Source organism: Hoyosella subflava DQS3-9A1 (assembly GCF_000214175.1).
In the GTDB taxonomy this organism is placed as follows: domain Bacteria; phylum Actinomycetota; class Actinomycetes; order Mycobacteriales; family Mycobacteriaceae; genus Hoyosella; species Hoyosella subflava.
Genome location: NC_015564.1, coordinates 4605117 through 4626387, shown reverse-complemented (window position 1 = coordinate 4626387; position 21271 = coordinate 4605117). Strand labels below are relative to the sequence as shown.

General features: G+C 62.3%; 18 protein-coding genes. 8 read left to right on the top strand and 10 right to left on the bottom strand.

Going from position 1 to position 21271, the window contains the following annotated elements:
* Positions 1 to 58 precede the first annotated feature (58 nt).
* The 4 genes from AS9A_RS21375 to AS9A_RS21365 form a co-directional block, all read right to left on the bottom strand.
* Entirely contained in the window at positions 59 to 925 is an 867-nt protein-coding gene (locus AS9A_RS21375) for an SDR family NAD(P)-dependent oxidoreductase (RefSeq protein WP_013809253.1), read from the bottom strand.
* A 17-nt stretch (positions 926 to 942) separates the two neighbouring features.
* On the bottom strand, positions 943 to 1056 hold the full coding sequence (locus AS9A_RS25030; protein WP_158307397.1) for a hypothetical protein: 114 nt from the start codon (positions 1054 to 1056) through the stop codon (positions 943 to 945).
* A gap of 6 nt (positions 1057 to 1062) precedes the next feature.
* Positions 1063 to 2277: an iron-containing alcohol dehydrogenase gene (locus AS9A_RS21370; protein WP_013809252.1), complete on the bottom strand. Its 1215-nt coding sequence runs from the start codon at positions 2275 to 2277 to the stop codon at positions 1063 to 1065.
* A gap of 62 nt (positions 2278 to 2339) precedes the next feature.
* Positions 2340 to 4589: a fatty acid desaturase gene (locus AS9A_RS21365; protein WP_013809251.1), complete on the bottom strand. Its 2250-nt coding sequence runs from the start codon at positions 4587 to 4589 to the stop codon at positions 2340 to 2342.
* A 72-nt stretch (positions 4590 to 4661) separates the two neighbouring features.
* Between AS9A_RS21365 and AS9A_RS21360 the strand changes: the two genes are divergently transcribed.
* Positions 4662 to 5711, top strand: a complete 1050-nt coding sequence (locus tag AS9A_RS21360; RefSeq protein ID WP_013809250.1) for an AraC family transcriptional regulator — start codon at positions 4662 to 4664, stop codon at positions 5709 to 5711.
* A 79-nt stretch (positions 5712 to 5790) separates the two neighbouring features.
* Here AS9A_RS21360 and AS9A_RS24230 read toward each other — a convergent pair whose 3' ends face one another.
* Entirely contained in the window at positions 5791 to 5961 is a 171-nt protein-coding gene (locus AS9A_RS24230) for a hypothetical protein (protein WP_158307395.1), read from the bottom strand.
* Positions 5962 to 6257: 296 nt separating this feature from the next.
* Between AS9A_RS24230 and AS9A_RS21355 the strand changes: the two genes are divergently transcribed.
* A complete protein-coding gene (locus AS9A_RS21355) occupies positions 6258 to 6836 on the top strand; it encodes a TetR/AcrR family transcriptional regulator (protein WP_013809247.1) in 579 nt (192 codons plus the stop codon).
* 25 nt (positions 6837 to 6861) lie between these two features.
* On the opposite strand, the gene AS9A_RS21350 is transcribed toward AS9A_RS21355, so the two are convergent.
* Positions 6862 to 8649 (bottom strand): nitroreductase family deazaflavin-dependent oxidoreductase, encoded by a 1788-nt coding sequence (locus tag AS9A_RS21350; RefSeq protein ID WP_013809246.1) that lies wholly within the window; start codon positions 8647 to 8649, stop codon positions 6862 to 6864.
* Positions 8650 to 8849: 200 nt separating this feature from the next.
* On the opposite strand from AS9A_RS21350, the gene AS9A_RS21345 reads away from it, so the two are divergent.
* The 5 genes from AS9A_RS21345 (at position 8850) to AS9A_RS21325 (ending at position 14487) form a co-directional block, all read left to right on the top strand.
* Entirely contained in the window at positions 8850 to 9683 is an 834-nt protein-coding gene (locus AS9A_RS21345) for an alpha/beta hydrolase (RefSeq protein ID WP_013809245.1), read from the top strand.
* A 77-nt stretch (positions 9684 to 9760) separates the two neighbouring features.
* Positions 9761 to 10948 (top strand): AAA family ATPase, encoded by a 1188-nt coding sequence (locus AS9A_RS21340; protein WP_013809244.1) that lies wholly within the window; start codon positions 9761 to 9763, stop codon positions 10946 to 10948.
* A gap of 35 nt (positions 10949 to 10983) precedes the next feature.
* Positions 10984 to 11619 (top strand): LON peptidase substrate-binding domain-containing protein, encoded by a 636-nt coding sequence (locus tag AS9A_RS21335; RefSeq protein ID WP_013809243.1) that lies wholly within the window; start codon positions 10984 to 10986, stop codon positions 11617 to 11619.
* A 35-nt stretch (positions 11620 to 11654) separates the two neighbouring features.
* Positions 11655 to 12095: a nitroreductase family deazaflavin-dependent oxidoreductase gene (locus AS9A_RS21330; RefSeq protein WP_013809242.1), complete on the top strand. Its 441-nt coding sequence runs from the start codon at positions 11655 to 11657 to the stop codon at positions 12093 to 12095.
* Between the two features lie 154 nt (positions 12096 to 12249).
* Positions 12250 to 14487: an NADP-dependent isocitrate dehydrogenase gene (locus tag AS9A_RS21325; protein ID WP_013809241.1), complete on the top strand. Its 2238-nt coding sequence runs from the start codon at positions 12250 to 12252 to the stop codon at positions 14485 to 14487.
* Here the strand turns inward: AS9A_RS21325 and AS9A_RS21320 are convergent.
* The 3 genes from AS9A_RS21320 to AS9A_RS21310 are packed head-to-tail and all read right to left on the bottom strand — an operon-like array spanning position 14484 to position 19142.
* Positions 14484 to 15899 (bottom strand): phytoene desaturase family protein, encoded by a 1416-nt coding sequence (locus AS9A_RS21320; RefSeq protein WP_013809240.1) that lies wholly within the window; start codon positions 15897 to 15899, stop codon positions 14484 to 14486. The genes AS9A_RS21325 and AS9A_RS21320 overlap by 4 nt on opposite strands.
* A complete protein-coding gene (locus tag AS9A_RS21315) occupies positions 15896 to 17662 on the bottom strand; it encodes a DUF3556 domain-containing protein (protein ID WP_013809239.1) in 1767 nt (588 codons plus the stop codon). Before AS9A_RS21315 ends, AS9A_RS21320 begins: the two co-directional genes overlap by 4 nt.
* Positions 17663 to 17687: 25 nt before the next feature.
* On the bottom strand, positions 17688 to 19142 hold the full coding sequence (locus tag AS9A_RS21310) for a class I adenylate-forming enzyme family protein (RefSeq protein WP_013809238.1): 1455 nt from the start codon (positions 19140 to 19142) through the stop codon (positions 17688 to 17690).
* Positions 19143 to 19185: 43 nt separating this feature from the next.
* Between AS9A_RS21310 and AS9A_RS21305 the strand changes: the two genes are divergently transcribed.
* Positions 19186 to 20622, top strand: coding sequence for a PucR family transcriptional regulator (locus AS9A_RS21305; RefSeq protein WP_013809237.1), 1437 nt, complete (start codon positions 19186 to 19188; stop codon positions 20620 to 20622).
* On the opposite strand, the gene AS9A_RS21300 is transcribed toward AS9A_RS21305, so the two are convergent.
* Positions 20587 to 21267: an enoyl-CoA hydratase/isomerase family protein gene (locus AS9A_RS21300; protein WP_013809236.1), complete on the bottom strand. Its 681-nt coding sequence runs from the start codon at positions 21265 to 21267 to the stop codon at positions 20587 to 20589. The two genes, AS9A_RS21305 and AS9A_RS21300, sit on opposite strands and share 36 nt — an antisense overlap.
* Positions 21268 to 21271 lie beyond the last annotated feature (4 nt).

Here is a 21271-nt window from a genome sequence, read left to right as displayed (position 1 = left end):
GAAGGCGCCGTCGAGATGGATCAGCGCTTCTGCCGCAGACTGCGCCGAGGTCACCCGCCTAGGATGCATCAACCTCGTTCGGCGACGTGCCTTTCGATTTGGACATCCATCGTCGGGATGCGGCCATCGCTGCCGGGTGCCGGGTGCCGGTTCTCCACGTGAGCCAGCTAATCGGGGCCGGGAATGCACGGGCGAACGGCTCGACCGCGGCCCAGCGCCAGGGCGTGTGAACGTCACGTCTGCCCTTTTCGAGAGTCCGGATGACAACTCGGGCGACCTGATCCGGAGTCATCGTGCCGAGGAGCTTCTCAATCGCGGGAATACGATCTTCGGCACCGGGGTGGCGATCGAAATACGGGCTTGACACCTTGGCTGGAGTGAGCGAGCTGACGCGTATTCCAGTGCCGCGGAGGTCCTGACGCAACGCGTCAGTGAAGCCGCGCAGCGCGTAGCGGCTGGACGCGTAGCCAACAGAGCCTGGCCAGGGGATCGTGGCAGCCGGGGTGTTGATCTGCAGGATGGTGCCAGACCCGCGCTCGAGCATCCCTTCGATGAAGGCCCGGGTGACGTAAAACGCGGCGAAGTAGGGCACGGTCATCATCGCTACGGCCTCTTCGGGGTCCGTTTCATCGATGAACAGGAACCGTCCGGCACCCGCGTTGTTGACGATCACATCAGGCACACCCCAGCGCTCGAGGACCTGGCTGGCCATGGCTCGAACGTCGTGAATCGACCCGACATCTGCCGGTATGGCATCGGCACGGCCACCGGCACGCCTGATGCTCGCCACGACTGAGTCCAGTGGCTCCGGGGTCCGGGCGACGAGGATGACGTGCGCACCCTTTTCTGCGAGGGCGAGTGCTGTCGCCTCCCCGATGCCCGACGAGGCTCCGGTAACGAGCGCGAGCTTTCTGTCAAGTTCCATTGTGCTGTAAGTCCTTCTCATTGATCACTGGTCGTAGTTGTTGGGCCTGCGATGTAGCTGATGGCCATTCGAACGACTCCTCGGGCGAGAATGCCTGTGTCGTGGGGTGCAGTATCGAGCCAGCTCGGCAGGCTCCGTCAGGCCGTTTCCGGGAGCATGTCGCGGACCATCAGCTCAGTCCGCGACTTGTCCATGTAGACCGGAACCGCGTAATTCCAGTGGGTTTCGCTCATGGCGCGTTCGACGATCTGCGCGATGTCGGCGTCCTGGAGTTTGTCGACCTGTGTGGGGATGCCGAACTGGACATTCAGTGCGCGGACGTGCGCAATGAACGCATCCGCCAGAGCAGACTCGTCCGTGCCCTCGAGTCCGCTCACCCGCGCCAAATCCGCTAGGCGCGCTTGGCATACCGGTCGATAAAGATCGAGAACGCGCGGCAGGATGATGGCGTTGAGGTACCCGTGCGGCAAGTGATACAGGGCGCCGAGATTGTGCGAGATCGCGTGCACCCAGCCGATGCCCGCGGTCGTGATCGCGACGCCGGCCTTGTAGGACGCAATCGCCATGCGCTGGCGTGCCTCGAGATCGGTGCCATCTTGCAACACCTGAGGAAGGTTCTCGACGACCAGCCGCGTCGCCTCGAGTGCTTCGGCGTCGGTGTCCGAAGTTGCGTTGTTGGAGAGGTATGCCTCGACCGCGTGAGTCAATGCATCCATGCCGGTTGCAGTGGTTCCCGCTGCTGGGAGACCTGTCATCAGGGCGGCGTCCAGCGCGGCGGCGAGCGGTACGAGCTTCGGGTCCATGACGACGAATTTCCGGGTTGTTTCCGGGTCCGAGATCACCGCCCCGATCGTCGCTTCTGACCCGGTGCCCGCAGTCGTCGGAACGGCATAGAGCGGCAGCGGCGGCATGATTACGCGGAACAGGCCACCCATGTGGACGATTTTGTGCGGGTTCCGGGCGCGCGCGGCGACCATCTTGGCGGCGTCGATCGACGAGCCGCCCCCGACTGCCAGTACTGCTTCGCTGCCGTGCTGACGAAGCATTGCAAGACCGGCCTCGACCTGCTCGATCGTAGGATCAGGCTCGACGCCGGTATACGCGACGACGTTAACGCCGTGCGACTCGAGGCGGTCGATCATGGGTTGGAGCAACCCGATCTGCAGCAGAAACTCATCGCTGACGAGCAGCACCTTGCGGACGCCGGACTTCGCGATGTGGTCGCACAGATCGAGCGACGACCCCGGTCCGCTGAACAATTCTGGCTGCCGGAAGTTCAGGATCTTCGCGCTGATCTTCAGTGCGGACTGAAGTTGTTTGTAGGCGAATACCTGGATCGAGTACGGAATCACTGCATGTCTCCTGTTATCGGGTGTGTGTCCGGGCAGCCACTGCCCGCGATCGATTTGTTCCCTCACAGATCCAGGTCGATGTCCGAACAGGCCAGACTGTCGCACACTGTGATCCTCTGGACTTCGGTGCCGGAGTCTTCGTTCTGCGTCGTCCCGCTCAGCTTCGGAGTCACGCACGCTCGGCACAATCCGCGACGGCACCCGGTCGGCACTGAGATGCCGGCACGCGTAGCCGCTTCGAGCAAGGTTGTTGCGCCGTCGATCTCGACCTTGCGATCGCTGCGCCGGAACGTCACGGTGTAGCGGCGACCGTCGTCGACGGGTCGAACCAACTCTGGCGGTGTGAACGATTCGGTGTGGAACAACGGTGCCGGTTGCCCCATGTCAGTTAGATATCCGCGAACCGCGTCGACAAGTCCGCTTGGGGCGCATACGAACGTCTCGCGCTCGTGTGCGTCGGGAACGAGTTGCTCGATCAGAGTCGCCGACGCCAGCTCACCGGTGAACAGGTGCACCCGGATGCCGACCTTGCGCCCGAGCTCGCGAATCTCGCGCTCGAAGAGCGTCGACTGTTTGTCGCGGTTGAAGTACAGGAGCACCGCGTCTGATGGTCGCTCCGCAGGCTCCGCTCCTGTGTCTGATGGTCGCTCCGCAGGCTCCGCTCCTGGTTCGCTGGCATTGCGTTCGCGTGCGATTCGTCGCAGCTGGCTGATGATCGGCGTGATCCCGACGCCACCGGCCACGAACAACGATTTCGCAGGAATCTCGGTCATGATGAGGCCGCCGGTAGAGGCAGGGGCACCGACGAGGGTCACGTAGGCGCCTGAGTTCAGCGTGTCGTTCAACAAGTTCGAGACTCGTCCGCCGTCAACCCGCTTGATACAGATGTCCATCGTGTCCGAACCGTCGCTGTCGTTCACAAGGCTGTACTGGCGAACGAGCGACTCTCCACGATGCTCGACCCGCACCGAGATGAAGGCGCCGGCATCCCATCGCACGTCATCCCACCCGTGCGGCCTTTCGAGCCGAACCAGCCGGGCGCGACCGTCGGCCAGTTCCTGCGTCGCGACGACGCGCGTCGGAACGTTGTACCAGCGCGGTTTGGCGAGGTAGGGGCCATCGGGGAGCATGCGATACTTCGCGCCGGCAACAACGCGTCGAGCGAGGGACAGCGGCTGCTTCAACAAACGCAGCGGGCTCGAGTTTTCGCGTTCACCAACCGGAACCGACAGCCCGGTGAGGGCCTGCACCAGCAGCGCCGCGGTGTCGCCGATCGGCGTCTCGTGGTAAGGCAGACCATGGCGGAGCGCAATGTCCTTGACCTGCGGCGCAATCTCGCGCTGCCGGTTGGGTGGTAGGTCAGGAAACAGGTGGTGTTCGACGTGAGTGTCCAGGCCTCCGTAGAAGATCCGGAAGTCCGGTCGGTTCTCGAATGGCACTTCCTCCTCGAGGATGCGCTGAAGCATGGAATCGAGTTTGTCGTTGCGCAGGAAGTTCCGCGTCGCACGGATCTGCCTGGTGTAGTACTGGTCGCGCGTCTCGTCGGGACCGGGCTCCGGGAAGACTTCGACATCACCGGCATGGTGCTCGATGATCACCAGGAACAGCACGGCGAGGTAGCCGACGACCCCACCGACGTGATTGCCGAGCAGCGTCGGAAGAAACCGCGAACCTGCTGCGCGGGGTTCGGTGATGAGCCGGCGCACCGTGTCGCGGTAGGCGACCTTGGCGGGGACACGCAAGGTATCGACACTGAAGAAGGGCGAGTTCGTCATCTGCCGGGCCGCATTCGACACGACGAACGGCGCGACCTGGGTGAAGAACGGCGTTGCCCCGCCGACCAAGAGAAGCTGCAGCGCGTGGTGGCCGAACCAGTCCTGTCCGGCCTGAGCGCGCACGACGCTATACCCGAGATCGTGGTCCCGGCCGAGAATGTTCGTGTTCGGATGATGTCCCTCGTGATGCATCACCTTCCACTCGGCAATGTCGACGTTGAAGTCCCAGTCGTAGCGGTCGGAATGAAACTCACCCGCGTTCGGCAGGTGGTCATAGGAACCGTGAATGATGTTGTGGCCCAGCTCGGAGAACTGAAGAAGCCGATACAGCATCTCGAGAACCACCGCCCGGCTCACCGCCTTCGGGCCGCCCGAGCGGAGCAGTTCGCGGCGCCGGGCGTCGATTGCCTTCGAGTAGGCACTGACGGCACGAATGTGGGCAAGGTCCTCTTCGCCGACCTTCGCCTTTGTGCGGGCGTAGAGGTCCTGGATTTCCTCTGAGAGGGCTCTTTGTCGGACGACATCGATGGCGGTCATGAGAACAACGGTATGGCGATTGAGGTTTCAGATGAATGTTCGCTTCGGGCAGTTATTTGATAAATTCGGACAATGGCTATCGCTGCAGCGCCCGCATGGTCAGTGCCGCGCGGCACCGAAGGCGTGCGAATCATGGCACAAGGCGTCACCGGTCACATGACCATCGCCGAGGTCCTGGCGGGGACCGGACTGACCGAAGCGGATCTGGTTGACGAGACCGCCGAGATCTGGGCACACCAGGAGTTCGCCGTCGTCCGCAACATCATCGGCAAGCTCGGCGACCACACCGGCCAGGGGATCGAGGTCGGCGGCTTCAGCACCTTTGGCAGGGCTGGGATCGTCGGTTTCACGTTCCTGGCCAGCGCCACGGTACGCGAAGGCGTCGAACGTATTGCTCCCTACCTTGCGCTCGCGCCGTCGCACGTTCGCCTGTCGGTCGACTCCGACGCCACTCACTCGTACATCGTCGCTGACGACACCGAGATTCCCGCCGATGTGCGGCCGTTCATCGTCGAGCGAGACCTCGCGGGCATCGCCGCTGTACTACGGGGAGCCGGTGTCGAACTCGCGCCGGAGTGGATTGAGACCACCCTCGACGAAGAGCGGGCTGAGCGTCTCGTGCGCACGTGGTCAGCAACGGCTGAAATCCGACCTAACCAGTCACGCAACCGCATAGCAGGGCCGCCGGGAATGCTCGATGCTGCTCTCCCGCAGGCTGATCCGAACACAGCCAGACTCTTCGAACGGCAGTGTGCTGAGGTCCTCGATCGTCGGCTCGCCCGTGTTGGACTGTCCGGCCAGATCCGCAGCCGACTGCTCCACGATCCAGCGCATTTCCCATCGATGCAGACAGTCGCCGACGAACTCCATCTCGACCCGCGGACGCTCCGTCGCAGACTGAGCGACGAAGGCACGTCGTTCCGGGCGCTCGCCGACGATGTTCGATGGACCCTCGCCGAAAGGCTTCTAGCAGAACACATGCCGATCGAAGAGATTGCGCTGCGTCTTGGCTATGCGGAAACGGCGAGCTTCACGCATGCGTTCACCCGATGGACTGGAGTGGCTCCGAGTCGGAGTCGCGCTCGAAGCCGTCGGCGCAAACGCGACGGTCAGTCAACCTAGGGATTCATCGAGTAGGCGCTCGCCAGTTCTACGATCTCGTTCCACACACGCCGAGAAGCCGAGCCTGCTCGAGGATGAGCTAGCCGTCCGCGTTGTCGCCCTGCCACACCTGGCCGAGACCCAGACATGTCACCTGCCACGGGTACCAGTACGACATTGTTTCGAGGGCGGTGCCGACCTCGATGAACTGGGCATTGCCGGGCAGCACGATCCCGCGCTTTTCCGGCCGCACGTGCCTCGTGCTGTTCACTCCCGCCAGCGGCATTTTCCCGCGGCGACCAGCGAGGTCAGACCCGCTCTCACATCCAGGAATGCAAAACCGCGTGGCCGCAGCCGCACAGCACATCACCTATCTACTCACCTGACTTCGTGATGAGGGGGGCGTAGAGAGCTGAGCAGGCCTTCGATCGGTCTGCAAGCGCTGGTAACGGGGTTCGCGTGCTGCTTGACGAGAGTGAAGGCGAATCCCGCTGACCGAATCCGCTACGGCTCAAGTAGATCGATCAGTATACTGAGAATCAGTCATACACCTCGGGAGGAGGCCCAGTGTCAGCACGGGAATCCCTCATCGCAGCCACGATCGATCTGGTGCGCCGCCACGGTGTCGCGGCGACCGGGCTTGCGGAGCTGATCGAACGCAGCGGCCGGTCACGCCGCACGATTTACCTCAACTTCCCCGAGGGGAAGGCGGAACTGGTCGCAGCCGCGGTGAGTGCGGCAGGAGCCGCGGCCGCGCAAATGATCAGATCTTTCGCAGAGAAGCCGACCGTCGGGGCAGCTTTCGCCGCTTTCGCAGACACATGGACTCAGGTCCTCACAGACAGTGGTTTCACCGCGGGATGCCCGATCGTTGCCGCAACGCTCGGGCGTTCTGACGCTCCCGAGGCGGCTGACGCTGCTGGGGAGGCTTTCCGCGATTGGGAGACGATCCTCGCGACGCGCCTTCAGGAGGACGGCGTTGCGCAGGAGGCGGCGCAGTCGCTCGCGACCACCATCATTGCCGCGACTGAGGGCGCGGTGATCATGTCGCTTGCTGCGCGATCAACCGCACCGCTCGAGCGCACTAGTCAGCAAATCGCCACGCTGATCGAGCACCAACTCCGAGCGGGCGCACCCGCAGTGTAGAGCCCGCGCGGAGTTCGTTTCGGGCTCAGGAGTCGGTAAACGAGATCCGCACGGATATCGGCGTGCTTTGCAGCGCCTGGAATCCGGCAGCAGTAATACCTGCGATTGCTTGAGGACCGAACGTCCGGGCGCGTGCGGTGACGTCGTCGTCGGGCCGGAACTCCGCGATTCCGGTGCGCCAGCGATTGCCTTGCCTGATTCGGACTGTCGGTGTCGCGGTGATGTTGAGCCCCCACCCGGACCGTTTGCCGTGCTGGGAGATCACCCAGGCGCCGGTCGCGTCGAAGGCTGCGGAGACGGGAACGCGGCGCGTCAGCCCAGATTTGCGGCCAATTGTCTCGAGTTCGGTGGCGAATGAGGTGCGCACGCCCAGGTTACTGAGCACGCGGACAGCGGGGTTGGCTATGTAGCGCCCAACCGCGCGTTCGAATTTGAACTTGCGCAGCGTCGTGTCTTTCGCGGGCACGCCCGGTGCAGCTGAGCGGCGGCTGCGGAACGCGTCGAATCCATTGCGCTGCACCATGGTCACCGCAGTTCGCCACTTCGCACGCGAGGGGTCAGTGTCGGCGCCATTGCCAAGGCGATGCAGTTGGTCGGTGTGCCACTGCAGGTCGAGTGCGCCGTCGAGTGCTTTCATCGGCCCTGCCGCGAGCTGTCGCGGTAGGCCGAGCGTGACATGCGGAGAGTGGAGGCGGTCGCTGCGCTGCTGCAGCAGTACTGCGCCCGCATCGGGGATGACCGCTGCAGGACGCCCGATGCCCACCACGTCACAGTCGCCGCTGCGGACTGCCTCGCTCATGCCGGAGAACGTGCGGAATCCGCCAGTCACGGCGAGTGGCACGCCTGCGGTCACGCTGCGAACGGTACGGGCATATTCGAGGAAGTACGCTTCCCGTGCCTGAGTGCTCGCGGACGCAACTTTCGGGCGCCCCATCATCGCGGGGGATTCGTAACTGCCACCGCTGATTTCGATCAGGTCGATACCTTCACCCGCCAGCCGCTGGGCGACCAGCCGTGATTCGTCCTCCGTGAACCCGCCGCGCTGGAAGTCAGCCGAGTTGAGTTTGATCCCGACTGCGAAGCCGGGACTGACGGCACTCCGGATTCGCCGGACTATTTCGAGGACGAACCGCATGCGGCGCTCCGTGTCACCACCCCATTGATCCTCACGCTGGTTGGCGAGCGGTGACAGAAACTGGGAAACTAGATAGCCGTGCGCGCCGTGGATCTGCACACCGTTGAATCCCGCGGTTTCCGCGATGTGCGCGACACGGGCGAACCGGTCGATGATGTCTTCGATCTCGGTGTGCGTCAGTTCACGGGGGACCGGAACCCCTGGGATGTTCGGTGCGATCGCGGAGGGTGCCACGGGGCGGCTCTTTGACGCGAGGGGATTCGCCTGGCGTCCAGGATGATTAATCTGCATCCAGATCGGCGTGCCGCCATCCTGCGCTGAGTTCGCCCACCTGGCCAGGGCGTCAAGGTCGGTCCTGCTGTCGACGACAACATTCCCGGGTTCTCCCAGGTGTGCGCGATCGACCATCACATTGCCTGTGATCACGAGACCGAATCCGCCTGTGCCCCAGCGCGTATAGAGCCGCTCGAGTCGTATGCCGGGTCCGTGCGCGCTATCACCGAGTCCCTCGCTGAGCGCCGCCTTCATCAACCGGTTGGGGAGTACCTGCCCGCAGGGCAGAGGCAGTGGATCACTCGGCGAGTCGCCCGCGAGAGCAACTGTCTGAGCAGTGTGGGCAGGGTGCGCAGTGCCTGCCCCGTCAGTCCCGCCTGTCCTGTCAGCACGACGCTGTGCCATACGAACCTCCAAGGTATACCGAACGGTTTACTCGCGAGCCTAGTAGACCGAGCGGTTTACCACAATCCCTGGGATCCGTTCTAGTGCCCACAGGCTTCCCGGCAGGCTCGAGACTGAGGAGACTCGGTCATGGTGGATGATCAATAGCGGAGATTCTGGGTGACGCTCATGCGTCCGGCAGGTGAGAAAGGCGGCAGTACATGGTTGGTGCTGGCGGAATGTGGCGGCGGGGTGCTGCACTTGGCGGGTTAGGCCTGGCAGTTGCGGGGTCGACCGCGTGGGCGATGCACCGCAGACTCATCTACTATCCCGACGATCTTCCAGTCCCGCCCGCGTCAGCGCTCATCCATGGTGCGGAGGACGTGCAGTTCACTACCGATGACGGGCTGACACTGCACGCCTGGTTGGTTCCACCGGCCACTGATGTGACGAGCCGTGACATCACGGTGCTCATGGCGCATGGCAATGCCGGAAACCGAGCGGATCGCGCACCGCTAGCCGCGGAGCTGGCGCGCCGCGGCATCGCCACCTTGCTCCTCGATTACCGGGGTTATGGGGGCAATGCGGGTCAGCCGTCCGAGCAGGGCCTCGCGCTCGATGCCCGCGCGGCCTACTGGTACCTCCGCAACAATCGCGGCGTCGCCCCAGAGCGGATGATTTACTTCGGTGAAAGTCTCGGATGTGGAGTCGTGGCGGAACTCGCGCTGCGCTACCCGCCCGGCGGCGTGGTCTTGCGCTCGCCTTTTACTGACCTGGTCGAAGTTGCCAAGCTGCACTACCCGATGCTTCCGGCGCAATTGCTCCTGCGTGACCGCTTCCGGGTCCTGGAGGCTGTCCGGAAAATCACGGTCCCGACAGTGGTTGTGTACGGCGCCTCGGACGTCATCATTCCAGCTGAGATGAGCGCTAAGGTCGCGGACGCCACCAGGAATCTGAACAGCACCGTCGTAATGCCCGGGGTAGGGCACAACGACCCGCACATGCTTGTCGGCGAGGAACTGATCGACGCTGTGGAGTCCCTCATCCCGGACTAGTCATAAGAATCTCACTAATTCTAGGACTCTCCGTAGAGAGTCATAGATATCGGTAGCGTCGGCGGTACGGTGGCCGCATGGATCCTGTGCGCAACCCGTACGCCCCAGGTGCCGGGCAGAAGCCACCCGAACTCGCGGGCCGGGCAAAACAGCTTGCCGCGTTCGATGTGGTGCTGGAACGAATAGCACGTGGACGGCCGGAACGCAGTGTCATGCTCACCGGACTGCGCGGTGTTGGGAAGACGGTGCTGCTCAACCAGATGCGCTCCGCCGCGATCAGCCGCGGATGGGGAACCGGAAAGATCGAGGCGCGACCTGACCAGGAACTACGGCGTCCCTTCTCCTCCGCCCTGCACATGGCGATCCGCGAGATAGCTGCCGCGCACCGTGACCCCGAGCGGGTCGACGAATTCCTCGGTGTGCTCAAAGCTTTCGCGCTGCGCGCGTCAGCTGACAAAGGAATGCGCGAGAAGTGGCAGCCAGGCATCGACGTTCCCGTCGCCAAAGGCCGCGCAGATTCCGGGGACATCGAAATCGATCTGATGGAACTACTGGTTGATGCGTCATCGCTAGCGCAGGATGTGGGCGTTGGAATCGCGATCTTTATTGACGAGATCCAGGACCTCGGCCCCGCTGACATTTCGGCGCTGTGCGCAGCATGCCACGAACTCAGCCAGCTCGGCGCCCCGCTGATCGTCGTCGGAGCGGGCCTTCCGCACGTCCCAGCGGTCCTGTCAGCCTCCAAGAGCTACTCGGAACGCCTGTTCACCTACCACCGCATCGACCGGCTTGACCGAGCCGCATTTGACCTTGCGTTGCTCGCTCCGGCGGAGCGAGAGGAGGTGACGTTTGAGCCCGCGGCGCTCGACGCTCTCTATGCCGCAGCGGACGGCTACCCCTATTTCGTGCAGGCGTACGGCAAAGCGACATGGGACATGGCGGCCCAGTCACCGATTACTCCCAATGATGTGCGTGTCGCAGCGCCCGATGCCGAAGAGGAACTGGCTGTCGGGTTCTTCGGATCCCGCTACGAGCGCGCCACCCCCGCGGAGCGCGAATACATGCGAGCGATGGCTGATCTCGCTGGCGACGACGGACCTGTCCTGACTGCGGAAATCGCGAAACACCTCGGGCGGCGGCCCGCGTCCCTCTCCCCGTCGCGGGACGGGCTGATCAAGAAAGGCCTCATCTACTCCGCGGAACGGGGATCGATTGGATTCACCGTCCCGCATTTCGGGCGTTACCTGCGAAGTCAATCAGACTGAATGCCCGAACCGGGGAATTAGGGGATGCTGGTGCAATGACGGTTTCACCGATGTTTCCGCTTGGAACGGCGTTGCTGCCGGGCGGACGGTTGCCGCTGCACGTGTTCGAGCCGCGCTACCAGGAATTGGTGCGCGATTGCCTCGCCGCGCCGGAAGGCCCTTTTTTCGGAGAGGTGCTGATCGCCCGTGGCGCCGAGGTAGGTGGCGGTGACCTCCGGAACGAGGTAGGGACACGGGCCGAAATCGTCGCCAACGTCGACCTCGGAGGCGGCCGGATCGCGATGGACTGCCGTGGCCGCGAACGAATCAGGGTGACGCGGTGGCTGCCCGACGACCCGTATCCGAAAGCAGAGGTCGAGCCGTGGCCGGACGAGGACCAAACTATCGGCGAATCTGATTTTCACGCGTTCAGCGCCCGCATCGCGGAGCTGTACAGTCTGCTTGCCCGTTTAGCCGGCAAACAGCACGTGCCGTCCCCGCGCGTGCCTGACCTCGGAGGTCTGCCCGAAGATCCTGCCCTGCATCTCTATTCGCTCGCAGACCGGGTACCGCTCGGTGATGCGGACAGGTATGCGCTGCTCGCGGCGCCAGGTTTGAGCACGAGGGTAACGGTTTTCTCAGACGCGCTCGATGGGCTAGTCGAACTCGCCGAGTTTGGGCTCACGAAGTGAGTGTCCGACCTCCATGCGCCCTAGGGAGAAATGTCATGAACACAAACGCCTTGGTAGACCGTGGTGCCAAGCTGCTGAACCTCGCTCACCGAATAATCCTCAAGGTGAGTGGGAACCGACTGCTGACGAACCCATTCGGGATGCCGGTGGTCGAACTGCACACAGTTGGCCGCAAATCGGGGCTTCCGCGGTCCTGCTACCTGACCTCGCCGGTTCACGACTCCAATCGAGTCGTGCTCGTCGCGTCGAAAGGCGGTGATGATCGCAACCCGGACTGGTACCGGAACCTTCAGTCGAATCCAGATGCGGAGCTGGTGATCCACGGCAGTCGGCGGAAAGTACACGCACGTACCGCCAGCGCTGACGAGAAGGCCGAACTCTGGCCTCAGATCGTTGCGGCGTACAAGGGCTATGCAAACTATCAACAACGAACCGACCGCGACATACCGGTGGTGATCTGCGAATTCCGCGACTAGTTCGCTCGGTGGGCGCCTAGCCGCGCCGCCCCAGATGGGACCCATCACGCACCTTTCATGGCCGCGCTGGATGTGGCTGCCGTAACATTGGGGCCGCCGTTACCGCGGAATACTCCTGAAGACTTGCCACCAGCGAATGCGAGACGAGACAACCATGAGTGCTCAGCAGCCGACCATCATTTACACGCTGACCGACGAGGCGCCGCTACTCGCGACAGGTGCCTTTCTGCCGATCATCCGCACTTTTACTGATTCGGCGGGTATCAAGATCGAGACCAGCGACATCTCTGTCGCGGCGCGTATCCTGGCCGAGTTTCCGGATTACTTGACCGACGAACAGCGCGTGCCGGACAACCTGGGTGAGCTGGGGCGTCTGACACAGCTGCCGGAAACCAACATCATCAAGCTGCCGAACATCAGTGCCTCGGTGCCGCAACTCGTGGCCGCGATCAAGGAACTGCAAGCCAAGGGCTACGAGCTTCCGGACTTCCCGCAGGATCCGAAGACGGACGAGGAAAAGGAAATCCGCGATCGCTACGCAAAGTGCCTGGGCAGCGCGGTGAACCCGGTGCTGCGCGAAGGTAACTCGGACCGTCGCGCACCCAAGGCGGTGAAGGAGTACGTGCGCAAGCATCCGCATAGCATGGGTGAGTGGTCCATGGCCTCGCGCACACATGTGGCCCACATGCGGCACGGCGACTTTTACCACGGCGAGAAGTCCATGACCGCGGACCGCGCATGCAAAGTGAAGATGGAACTGCTGACGGAAAGCGGCAAGACCATCGTGCTGAAACCCGAGGTATCGCTCGGGGAAGGCGACATCTTCGACAGCATGTTCATGAGCAAAAAAGCCTTGTGCGATTTTTACGAGGAGCAAATGGAGGACGCGCGCAAGACGGGCGTGATGTTCTCGCTGCACGTCAAGGCAACGATGATGAAGGTCTCGCACCCGATCGTGTTCGGCCATGCGGTGCGAATTTTCTACAAGGAGGCCTTCGCCAAGCATCAGGAACTATTCGACGAACTGGGCGTGAACGTCAACAACGGCCTGGGTGATCTCTACGACAAGATCGAGACGCTGCCCAGTTCGCAACGTGATGAGATCATCAAGGATCTGCATGAGTGCCATGAGCACCGGCCCGAGCTGGCTATGGTGGATTCGGCCCGCGGAATCTCGAACTTCCATTCACCCAGCGACGTAATCGTGGACGCCTCGATGCCTGCGATGATCCGGTCGGGCGGCAAGATGTATGGCGCTGACGGGCGAACGAAGGACACGAAAGCGGTCATTCCCGAGTCGACGTTCGCCCGCATCTACCAGGAGATCATCAACTTCTGTAAGACCAATGGTGCGTTCGATCCGACGACGATGGGGACCGTGCCGAACGTGGGCCTTATGGCGCAGAAGGCGGAGGAGTACGGGTCGCACGACAAGACCTTCGAGATTCCCGAAGCCGGTGACGCCAATATCGTGGATCTCGACACCGGTGAAGTGCTGCTCACCCAGCATGTGGAGGCCGGGGATATCTGGCGCATGTGCACCGTGAAGGATCAGCCGATCCGTGACTGGGTGAAGCTGGCTGTCACACGCGCGCGGGACTCCGGCATGCCGGTCCTCTTCTGGCTCGACCCGTACCGCCCGCACGAGAATGAACTGATCAAGAAGGTCCAGACGTGCCTGAAGGATCACGACACGAGTGGTCTCGACATCCAGATCATGTCGCAGGTGCGTTCGATGCGATACACGCTCGAGCGTCTGATACGTGGACTCGACACGATCGCTGCGACAGGCAACATTCTGCGCGACTACCTCACCGACCTCTTCCCGATCCTGGAACTCGGTACGAGCGCAAAGATGCTCTCCATCGTGCCGCTGATGGCCGGTGGCGGTCTGTACGAAACGGGTGCGGGCGGTTCGGCTCCCAAACACGTCAAGCAGTTGGTGGAGGAAAACCACCTGCGCTGGGATTCGCTCGGCGAGTTCCTTGCGCTGGCTGTCAGCCTTGAAGATGTAGGCCGCAAATTCGATAACAAGCAGGCCGCCATTCTTGCCAAGACTCTTGATGCGGCGACCGGGAAACTACTAGAAAACAACAAGAATCCCTCCCGCAAGACCGGCGAGCTAGACAACCGCGGAAGCCAGTTTTATCTCGCCCTGTACTGGGCGCAGGAACTCGCCGCGCAAAGCGAAGACGCAGATCTGCAGAAGCACTTCGCAGCACTGGCGGAGAAGCTGGCGGAGACCGAGGAAACCATCGTGCAGGAACTCGCCGAGGTGCAGGGCAAGCAGGTGGACATCGGTGGCCACTATGCACCCGACCTCGACAAGATCAGCGCGGTGATGCGGCCGAGCAAGACGTTTGACGATGCGTTAGCGGCAACAGTCGACTAGTGATCGAGGTACTTCAGCGCACTCTTCGCGGCGTGGTATCCGCACATGCCGTGCGCGCCAGGCCCCGGAGGGGTCGCGGCTGAGCAGATGTACATGCCGGGCACGCCGACCGAGTAGGGCGCTAGGGTGGCTCGCGGCCCAAACACTAACTGCCGGATGTCTTTTGATCCAGTGAGGATGTCACCGCCGATGTAGTTGGAGTTGTATTCCGCCATCGCCGTCGTCGAACGCACCGCGGTCCCGACGATGCGCTCGCGGAAGCCTGGTGCGAAGCGCTCGATCTGGGTGATGATGGCCTCGGTTGCGTCGCCGGTGTAGCCGTGCGGCACATGTGCGTACGCCCAGAGCGGGTGGACGTTACCCACGGATCGCTGCGGGTCGGCGAGATATTGCTGGCCAACGAGAACGAACGGGCGTTCTGGCATGGTCCCCGCATGGATGGCACGTTCGGTTGCGGCCACTTCCGCGTATGTTCCGCCCACATGCACGGTTCCTGCCTTGCGTGCCTTGGGGTTTGTCCAGGGCACGCCACCCTCGATTGCGAAGTCGACCTTGTACGCCCCCGGTCCGCGCCGGAATCGTGTGAATGGGCGTGCGACGCGTCGAGGTAGCCGGTCGCCGAGGATGCTGGCGATCGCGCCTGGCGCCAGGTCGAACATGGTGACGTCCGAGGTGGGCAGTTGCGACGCGGTGTCGATTCGTACCCCGGTCTCGATCTTGCCGCCGCGGTCGGTAAGGGCCGCTGCCATCGCGTTGGTTATTGCCTGCGAGCCCCCTTTTGCGACGACCCAGCCGTTGTGATGACCTGCAGTGACGATACCGATACCGATCGCGGACGTCATGGGATAGTGCAACGGACGAAACGCATGGGCCGCGATACCCCCGAACAGTGCTCGTGTCTGTTCAGTGCGGAATAAACGGGCCACGACCGACCCGGGCAGCGGAGCCGGAAACCCGAAGCGTGCCATGGCCAGGGGGTGGCGGGGAACACGAAGAATCGGCTGCATCATTCCGTCGGCGAGTTTGCTGAAGTTCGCCGAGGTGCGGCCAAACAGGAGGTGCCACAGATCGCCATCTTGCCCAAGGCCTGCGGCGGTCTCGGTGACGGACCGGTACAAGACACCAGCTGTCCCATCGTCTAGCGGATGCGCACAGTCAATTTCGGGGTGGCACCATTCGAGGCCATACCGGGCCAGCTCGGCCTCCACCATGAAGCGGGAGCCGACCGCCATTGGGTGTACTGCCGAGCAGTGGTCGTGGAGCAAGCCCGGCACGATGGCCTCACTGGAGCGGGCACCGCCGCCGATCTCGTCCGCGGCCTCCAGAACGGTGACTTGCACACCCGCGCTCGCGAGGATCACCCCGGCAGCGAGCCCGTTGGGCCCGCTGCCGACCACCGTTGCGGTGCTCACTTGGAGGCTCCTTCGAGGATCCAAGTTGGGTTGAGCGGAATAGGGCCGTTGGGTAACCACGGCTGCTCGACGACCGCGTCCGCCACGTTCCACGTTCCCTTCTCGATCACTCCGATTGCGGCATCTATCACTTTGTAGTGTTGCACGCCACTGCCGAATGCTTCGGACTCCACCCACACGACGATCAGTTCACCGGGCTCGAACTGTGCTTCGTCCTGAACGGCCTGGATCATGTCGACGTCGTGCATGTGGCCGTCACCAAAGTTGAAGCCAAGCACCGAGTTGCAGAGGAATTCAGCTTCACGAACAGTGCGCGTTTCGATATCAGGCAGGCGGGTCAAAAGCAGTGAAAAGAGTCCGCGAGCTTGGCTGTGCAGCGAACGCCAGGCGATGGTTTTCTGCATTGTGACTTCTGCCCATTCGCGTTCCGTCCCGGTTTCGATCAGCTGGTCAATCTGGTTTCCGGCCGAACGGGTGACGCGGTTGAGTTTGTCTTCGCACCCCGGCTTGAAGGCCCACAGGGCGGTTGCCCAGTTACCGGCGTACTGCCGCATCGAGGGAAGGAACGACACTTTATCTGGGCGGAGGTTGCCGAGTACCGGGAAGAAGAGCAGACCGCCCACAACTAGGACCAGCAGCCACGGTGACGACATATCGGTGATGTAGTAGCCGTCCCGGTTCGGGAAGCCGAGGAACAGGAACGCGGTGGCGTACGCGAATAGCACATTCCATTCCAGCGGCACAGCGAGTGGGAATGTCGAAATGATGAACAGGTGGAAGGCGATCATGAGCAGCGCGGCAGCGAGGCTGACCCACTTGTTTGTGGAGAAGAACAGCACCAGCGGTGCAGCGATTTCGACAGCAGTTCCGTTGACGTGGGCCATGAAGTGCGCCAGTTTCGACGGGCGCAAGTCGTTCGGGTAGTTGCGGTAGTGCGCGCGTTTGAGCGACTTGAATGGCGTCGACGGACTGTTGCTGACCATTGGTGGGACAACGTTGGCGAAGTGCTTGCCGAACTTAGAGAATCCGGCACCGACCCACACGACGAGGATCAGAACCTTCAGCGCGATGATCATGTCGGTGAACGACAGTGCGGTGAAGAAGATCATCGCTGGCAGATACTGTTCCCCGCGTGCCGCAAGAAACACGACTTTGTCCCGTAAACCCAGGACGATCAGTAGGACAACGGAGAGTCCCACTAGTGCAGGGCTGACCAGTCCGCTCGTGTTGTTCGGCAGCGCCTGGCTCAGCGATTCGCTGGAGACTCCTGGCATCGCCAGGGCAACAACGAGACTGGCAAGCAAAGCGAGGTAGAGTCCAACATCAACGCTGGTGCGGCGATCACCGCTGGTCAGCGGCACCCATTTCCATGGCCGGAGCCGGATTGTGCCCCGTTTGGCGTAGAACCGCCAGCCGCCTGTCATGGGTTTGAATTTGCCAGCAAGCGGCCCCCATGAGCCCGCTACGTTCAAGCATTCCAGTAGCACAGTCCAGAGGATGAGCTTCTGGTAGACGATCGGCTGGTTCCACCATTCGGTGACGTTCCAGAACGCTGGCAGCCCCGAGGTAGTAGTTGCGAAGATGACGCCACCAAGCGCATACAACACGACGATCTTGAAAATGTAGATGGTGTGGACCATCTTCGGGGCACCGAAGCCATAGTCAACCCAGTCGGTTGCCAGGATGCGCATGCGCTCCATCAGCGGTTTCTTCAAGAATTCTTCGGGCACGACCGGAGGGACGTGCGGTTTTGTGAATCCCATTGTGGTTTCTCCTCGTGCGGGATGATCAAGCGTCGGCGAGCGACCGGCGCAATGTGGGCTTGTCGAGCTTGCCGACGGGGTTCTTTGGAAGCCCGTCGAGGATGGTGACTTCGACTGGGACTTTGTATTTCGCGAGATTGGTGCGGAGGTGCGCCAGAACGTCGTCGACAGTGAGGTCAGACTGAGGCGTGAGGGAGGCAAAAAGGACGGGCTCTTCGCCGTAGACGTCGCTGGGACGTCCCACCACCGCGACCTCCGCGATACCGGGCATTTGATAAGTGACGGCTTCGATCTCTTTGGGGTAGATGTTCTCGCCGCCCCGGATGATCATGTCCTTGGCGCGGTCGACGAGTATGAGGTAGCCGTCCTCATCGAGCCGGCCGATGTCGCCGGTGCGTAGCGATCCGTCGACGATGGTTTTGGCGGTCTCCTCGGGGCGGTTGAGATAGCCGCGCATGATGTTCGGGCCAGTGATGAAGACTTCACCAACCTCGCCGGCCTCAACCGGGGTGCCATCCGCGTCGACGATCCGAACCTGTTGCCCGGGAAATGGCTTTCCCACGGTGCCGGGTTTCCGCACTCCGTGCAGCGGGTTGATGGTGCTTGCACAGGTTCCCTCGGACAGGCCGTAACCTTCGATGATCGGGACACCGTACCGGCTCTGGAACTTTTCGATGAGTTCAACGCTCGCTGGTGCGGCGCCACAGATGCCGAAGCGGATCGAGGACGTGTCCGGCTGCACCTCATCGGGCAGGTTGGACAAAATCGTGTAGATCGTCGGCACGGCCGAGAAGTAGGTGGGACGTACCCGTTCGACCAGATGGAAGAATGTTTTCGGGCTGAATGTCCCGGCCACAACAGTGCTACCGCCGGACAGTAGCGGTGACAGCGTCGACACCACAATGCCGTTGACGTGGAACAGCGGGAGAATCAGCAAACTGCGATCGGCTTCTGTCAGTTCGAGGGCTTCAATGACCATGCTGCACATGGCATTCAGGTTCTTGTGGTCGAGCATCACGCCCTTGGGCCGGCCGGTGGTGCCGCTCGTGTAAATGACGAGGGCCAGTGCATTCTCCGAGTAGCTGACGGCACGTGAGCCACCATTGGAAGCGCCTTTCGCCAGATCTGCTGTGGTCACAACCGTTGCAGGCGAGATGATTTCGTCGTCGGTGACGAGCACCTTCGCCTCCGCGTCCATTACTTGATACGCCACCTCAGCGGGCGCTAGTGCGGGATTGATGGGTGTGACTGCGGCGCCCAGGCGCCATGCCGCGAATAGGGTGGTAACTAGGGCTGCGGTATTCGGGAGCATGACGGCCACCACATCTCCAGCCGCTACCCCGCGCGAAGCCAGCGTCGTAGCATGGCGCTTCACCGCGTCGAGGAACGCAGCGTTGTCCAGATCAGTGTGGTCGTCCGCAACGGCTGACCCTGTTGGTGACTGTGCGGCCCGCAGATCGGGGACTTCGGTGAGGTTCATTGTTCTCCTCGTTAGAGATTCGCGGTGATGTGCAACACAAGATATGGCCGAGGTGGTGGTCGTCACACCGTCGCGACGCGATGAAGTTCTCTGCCGCCTTTGTCTTGCGGAGACAAAACCACCTTCCGAAAGGTCAGGTTTCGTCAGTAGTCGGAGTTACGATTTGGCGGTGCGCAAAAACCCCCGCCCAGAAGGAACCGCTGCAGAAGGAACCGGTGCAGAAGGAACCGGTGCTGCTGCAGCAGCGATCATCAGCAAGCTTGACAGTCAGTTGAGCGAGGTGACGGTGGCAGTCCAGCAGTATCTCGTTGCCCAGATCACTGAGCTGCGCGGTGACGCACAACTATTGGACTTGCTGCGTGACAGCGTCGAAGGGAACATCGAGACAATATTTTCGGCGATCGAGCATGCCATCCCGATCAGCCAAGTGGAGCCTCCGACGGCAGCACTCGAATACGCTCGACGTCTCGCGCAGCGAGGAGTCTCCGCGAATGCGCTCGTGCGTGCTTATCGGCTGGGCCAGCAGGAGTTGCTGCGCGTCTTGCTCGACGACATTCGCAGTGCCGACCTTCCGGCGCAGAACAAGCTCGATGTGTTCGAGCAGGTTTCCTCGACCACGTTCGGCTACATCGACTGGATTTCGGAACAAGTCATTGCGGTGTATCAAAACGAGCGTGAGCAGTGGCTCGAAGATCGCAACCGTGTTCGTGCACTGCAAGTTCGTGAGGTCCTCACTGCAGATGCAGTGGACGAGGACACGATGACCACCGCGCTGCGCTACCCACTTCGCCGCTTTCACCTCGCACTGGTCGTCTGGCGACCGGGAGTGGACAGCGCAGCTGACCTTGGGCACATGGAACGGTTCGTTCGTGACCTTGCAGAACACCTAGGCGCAAGCCACAACCCACTGTTTATCGCGGAAGATCGGCTCACCGGCTGGGCGTGGATCCCCCTCGCGGCTAAAAGCGCAGCAGCCGAAGCGGTTTCGGCAGCGCGCGCATTCACTCGCGGGCAGCCGGACCCACCGTCACTCGCCCTCGGGGAAGCATTGCCAGGTTTTGCGGGTTTCCGCCGCTCTCACCACCAGGCGCTTGATGCACGAGCGGTCGCACTGGCATCGAATACCGAGGGTGCCGCAGACCCTCATGGTGTCGTCGCGATCTCGGACCTGGGTCTTTCTGCTGCCGCGTTGCTTGGTGGGGATGTGAACGCGGCTCGCGTGTGGGTGTACGAGGTACTCGGCCCACTCTCGTCGGACACGGAGAACGACGAAAGGCTGAGGAACACACTCCAGGTCTTCCTCCGGAGCGGTTCAAGTTACAAAGCGGCGGCAGGACAACTCAATCTCCACTACAACTCGGTGAAATATCGCGTCGCGCGAGCCATTGAGCGGCGTGGCCTACCTATCGAAGCCGATCGGCTAGAGGTGGAGATCGCCTTGCTGTTATGTCGGTGGTACCGGGGCGCCGTCCTGAGCTGACATAGTCACTGCACTGCTGGGAAAATGCGCGGCTCTCTTCCCCAGGAATGCGGCTACGCCCTCCCTCCCATCCGCGCTCGCTGCCTGCGCACGAATCGTGAGGGTCTCGCGCCGGAGTGCCGCGTCCTCGTCGGGAAGCGCCTGCTCACGTAGTAGGCGCTTCGCCATCACCTGGGCCTCGCGTGACCCAGCACGCAGTTTCCGCACCGTCTCAGCGACGCCCGCGTTGAGGTTCTGGCCGGAATACAGGCCTGTGACAAGCCCCGCTGCTCGGGCGTCCTCACCAGATAATTCGGTGTTGAGCAGCGCGAGAGCTAACATCCGGTGCAGCCCTAGCGACGCCGTCATCAGCGATGTACCGCCGTCCGGCGAGAATCCGATCTTCGTGTAGGCGAGGGTGAACTTCGCTGACGTGCTTGCGAGAACAATGTCCGCGGCCGCGGCGAGCGCTACTCCGGCACCCGCTGCGGGACCACGGACGATAGAAACAACGATCGCGTCCATCCGGTGAAGTTCACTGATGACGCGATGCAGGCTGTCGGCGAGGTCATCGAGCATCGCCTGGTTGACGGGGTTACCGCGGTCGCTGTTGCACAGTTCGACATACGCGACTCTGTTCCGGACCGTGTAAGACACGAGCGTCATTTGG